This is a genomic window from Halobacillus sp. BBL2006 (assembly GCF_000786645.1).
GTDB lineage: Bacteria > Bacillota > Bacilli > Bacillales > Halobacillaceae > Halobacillus.
Window position 1 is genome coordinate 1 of the sequence record NZ_JRNX01000580.1, and the last position, 4,057, is coordinate 4,057.

Below are 4,057 nucleotides of genomic sequence, written 5' to 3' on the forward strand. Positions count from 1 at the left end.
TTCCACCCCCGCATGGGCGATTCCTCGCAGACTACCCATAATAAAGATATTTCCTGTAGCTGTTACAAGCCCTCCTGGGTTAACGTCTCCAATCAACAAAAGATCACCGCGTACTTCGACGACTTGCCCTGATCTGATCGTTTTCACGACGGGAGTGATTTCTGTATTCTCTTTCCACTGCAGCGCTTCTCTTCTCGTGATCAGTTCTGATTCAATATGGTCGACAACCAGGTTCTGTTTCTCCCTGATCACTTGAGTAAGCTGTTCTTTCTGTTCATCATTCAGGTATCGTTTTCCTAGTTGAATGGTCACTCGAATCATGGGCTGATCATCCGAGACTCCATTCATCGAAAGCTTGCTTTGAAGCTCATTCAAGATGGAATCAAATGTACATTGATCATCAAAACGCAAGGTTAACCCATCTCTTGTACCTTTAATCATTATCTTCTGAACATTCGCCGTCACAGATCATCACCTCAAACCTTAGACATTACAAAGTACTAAGTATTATTTATTTCCTCTCCTAATAAAGACACGCGTTCTTTCACTAGAGGATATAGAAGGATAAAAAATATCATATTTGCTGCCAATGTAGGTAATAACCTAAGAAGGACATAGTCCCCCCAAGACATGGCAGTGATTTGAACAAATGAATAAATGACATAAAGAAGAGTATCAGCTATAGCGACACCAATAACCGCTAGAATCGATGCTGTAACGAAATTCGCGTGAAGCAGTTTATTCAACCCATGCACAATGTAAGTCACGACAGCGTATGTCACCATATAGACTCCTAAGACACCTGTGTAGACTACGTCGACCAGCAAACCGAAGAACAACGCAAACCAAACCGCCTGGTAAGTTTCATCCTTATCATAAAAAATCGCTACAATAAATAAGAAAATTAATATCCAGTGGGGTGTCATTAATAAGTCAGAATAGACAAGCTTTGATGGTAGCATGCTCATAGCCATGCCTTGCATAACTAATAAAAAAAGACAAAGGAGACCGATAAAATACCGCCTCATGATTCATCGCCCTCACTTTGACTTTCACTTTCTATAGTTTCCATTGCCCGGTCTACCACAATGACGTGATTGATGTCGAACAAATCGGCAAATGGTTCAACGTAAGCTGTTTTCGTAAGACCAAATTGATCGTTAACCACTTCTTTCACTGTTCCAATACGAAGATCACTAGGGAATACACCACCGAGTCCAGAAGAAATGACCGTATCGCCTTCTTTCAGCTCTTCATCCAGTTTGATTCCTTCTAGCAGCAACCGACCAGTTTCATCGTCATATCCTTCAATCAACCCGAAAGCTTCATCTTGATCTTCACGAACCACCCAGGATGAGATTTTATTGGAACGATCAAAACCGCTGAGGAGCTGTACCGTCGAGTGAAAGGCTCCCGCAGATTTTATTTTTCCAACTAGCCCATCACTTGTCATGACGGCCATATCTTTCTTAATTCCATGCTCTTCCCCTTTATTGATGGTCATCTGTTCGAACCAGCGATCTGAACTTCTAGCAATGACAGTAGCCTGAATTGGGGAATAATCATTAAGTGCCTCTGTCTTCTCGATCGTATTTCGAAGCTCTTCATTATCGTTCTTAAGTCTTTGATTATCTTTTATAACACCTTTATACTCTGACAAACGAGCCTTTAAAACTTGATTCTGCTCATATACTTCGAACATGTTCTGAATGTTTTCGACCGTATTGTCTACAAGACTCACAGGCTTATGAAAAATCGTTTGCATCCACCCTACTGTATCTTGCAGAAATTTCTCAGGAGTGCTTAACGAATCCCGGTCTCGAATTGAAAAGCCTATTAACGCAACGAGTACGATAAAACCAATTAATACAACCATTAGTCTTTTTCTTCGGAATAAAGAAGGCATATCAGAACCGCCTATTCCATGTTAGCTCGGCTTGCCACATTCGGTTGGGACCGAAAATGATGAATGTATTCCAAGGATTTGCCCGTTCCGATTGCTACACAATCGAGCGGTTCATCTGCAATAAAGACCGGCATGTTTGTTTCTTCACTAATGAGTGTATCAAGGTTCCTGAGTAATGCTCCTCCACCAGTTAAAACGATTCCGCGTTCCATAATATCTGCGGCGAGCTCTGGAGGTGTCTTTTCTAAGGTGTTCTTAACCGTTTCGATGATTGCATCGACGGTATCTTTCAAAGCTTCAAAGATTTCTTTTGAATGAATGGTGATGGTTTTCGGCAAACCACTCAACAAATCTCGACCTCGGATATCCATTTCATCATTGGTGTCTATACTTCCTGCTCCACCAAGCTCCATCTTGACTTCCTCAGACGTTCTTTCGCCAATCATCAAATTGTACTTCTTCCTTACATGTTGAATAATGGCATCATCCATTTCGTCGCCTGCGACACGGATGGATTGACTGGTTACGATTCCACCTAAGGATATGATCGCAACCTCTGTCGTTCCGCCTCCGATATCAACAACCATACTTCCGGTAGGTTCCCAGACAGGAAGTCCTGCACCAATAGCGGCTGCAAAAGGTTCTGCAATCGGATAGGCTTCTTTCGCTCCCGCCTGTTTCGTCGCATCAATGACTGCACGCTCTTCTACCATCGTGATGCCTGACGGAACACAAACCATAACGTTTGGTTTGCTGGCAAAAGAAGACCTCGTTTTCAGCGCCTTCTTAATATAGTACTTCATCATTTGAGCGGTCGTATCATAATCCGCAATGACTCCGTCCTTCATCGGACGAATAACTGATATGTAGCTAGGGGTCCGGCCAATCATATTCCTTGCATCATTTCCTACTGCTTCGATTTCCCCCGTTTGTGCATTTTTTGCCACGACAGAGGGTTCTCTGACAATAACTCCTTTATTTTTCAGGAACACTAACGTATTCGCTGTACCTAGATCAATGCCTAAGTCTTGTGAAAATCCAAATAGACCCAATAATATCTTCCTTTCTAAGATCCCGCTTTTTTCTAGCAGGGGTCAAGCAAAGCTTTAATATAATCAATCAGAAGAAGCGCCAATTTATAAGGATTTCCTATAAATGGCGCTTTTCATTTCCATCTATTCAATTATACGAAAAAACTCTAAAAATAGATAGTGTTACAAGTATCCTTTTTCTTTCAAAGATATAAATTTACGATCGCCGATCACTAAGTGGTCTAACAATTCAATTCCTATCATCTTTCCACACTCTTTTAATCTTCTTGTTACTTGAATATCTTCCTGGGAAGGTGTTGGATCTCCAGAAGGATGGTTATGCGCGCATATGATCGAGGCCGCTGACCGTTTGACTGCTTCTTTGAAGACTTCGCGAGGATGGACAATGGAGGCATTCAAACTACCTATGAAGATGGTTTGACGGTGGAGGACTTGATTTTTAGTATTCAGAAACAGGCAAATGAAATGTTCCTGTTTCAAATCGCGCATTTCTTCCATTACAAAGTCAGCGCCGTCTTCAGGGCTTCTAATCATGTACCTCTCAACAGGCTTCATCTGCTGCATCCGCTTCCCCATCTCAATGGCAGACATAATTAGCACAGCTTTCGCTACTCCAATCCCGCGTATGGCTGTCAGTTCTTCAATCGTTGCATCTTTCAATAACCATATTCCTTCAAAATGAATGAGCAACCGCTGAGCTAATTCCATGACCGATTCCTGTTTCGTTCCACTTCCTAGTAATATAGCAATAAGCTCTTGATTACTAAGGTGGGAAGCCCCTAAGTCGATCATCCTCTCTCTAGGTCTGTCCGCTTTTGGAACATCTTTAATCATGATACTCGTATGGGTCAATCCGTTCGCTCCTTTAACTTCCTATTCCTCGTATTGAAAGTCAGGCTAATGGATTACAATCAAAAGCTTTAAGCTCACGAACGACCCGAGAAATCGGGAGCCCGACAACGTTGTAGTAATCTCCGCTTATGCGCTCGACCAGCAGTCCTCCCTTACCCTGGATTCCATATCCCCCTGCTTTATCCATCGACTCCCCCGTTTCAATATAATGGAAGATCTCTTCATCTTCCAAAGAAAAAAAAGAAAC

The 4,057-nt window shown here is 42.2% G+C and carries 6 protein-coding genes; all 6 read right to left on the reverse strand.

The genetic code is table 11. The features are described 5' to 3' along the window. Positions 1–465 (reverse strand): septum site-determining protein MinC (locus tag LD39_RS16265; RefSeq protein ID WP_035549820.1); only part of this gene is annotated, 465 nt, incomplete at its 3' end. Positions 466–500: 35 nt separating this feature from the next. Next, on the reverse strand, positions 501–1,028 hold the full coding sequence (gene mreD, locus LD39_RS16270; RefSeq protein WP_052158915.1) for a rod shape-determining protein MreD: 528 nt from the start codon (positions 1,026–1,028) through the stop codon (positions 501–503). Next, positions 1,025–1,906, reverse strand: coding sequence for a rod shape-determining protein MreC (gene mreC, locus LD39_RS16275; RefSeq protein ID WP_035549824.1), 882 nt, complete (start codon positions 1,904–1,906; stop codon positions 1,025–1,027). The genes mreD and mreC overlap by 4 nt, the downstream gene beginning before the upstream one ends. 11 nt (positions 1,907–1,917) lie before the next feature. After that, a complete protein-coding gene (locus LD39_RS16280; protein WP_035549826.1) occupies positions 1,918–2,958 on the reverse strand; it encodes a rod shape-determining protein in 1,041 nt (346 codons plus the stop codon). Positions 2,959–3,120: 162 nt separating this feature from the next. Beyond that, positions 3,121–3,792, reverse strand: a complete 672-nt coding sequence (gene radC / locus LD39_RS16285) for a DNA repair protein RadC (protein ID WP_035549831.1) — start codon at positions 3,790–3,792, stop codon at positions 3,121–3,123. A 58-nt stretch (positions 3,793–3,850) separates the two neighbouring features. Then, positions 3,851–4,057, reverse strand: a 207-nt coding sequence (locus LD39_RS16290; protein ID WP_035549828.1) for a Maf family protein, incomplete at its 5' end; no start/stop codon positions are given.

What these genes read in the sequence shown, in the direction of transcription:
- mreD (WP_052158915.1), bottom strand. Translation starts at nt 1,028, where the DNA reads ATGAGGCGGTATTTTATCGGTCTCCTTTGTCTTTTTTTATTAGTTATG.
- mreC (WP_035549824.1), bottom strand. Translation starts at nt 1,906, where the DNA reads ATGCCTTCTTTATTCCGAAGAAAAAGACTAATGGTTGTATTAATTGGT.
- radC (WP_035549831.1), bottom strand. Translation starts at nt 3,792, where the DNA reads ATGATTAAAGATGTTCCAAAAGCGGACAGACCTAGAGAGAGGATGATC.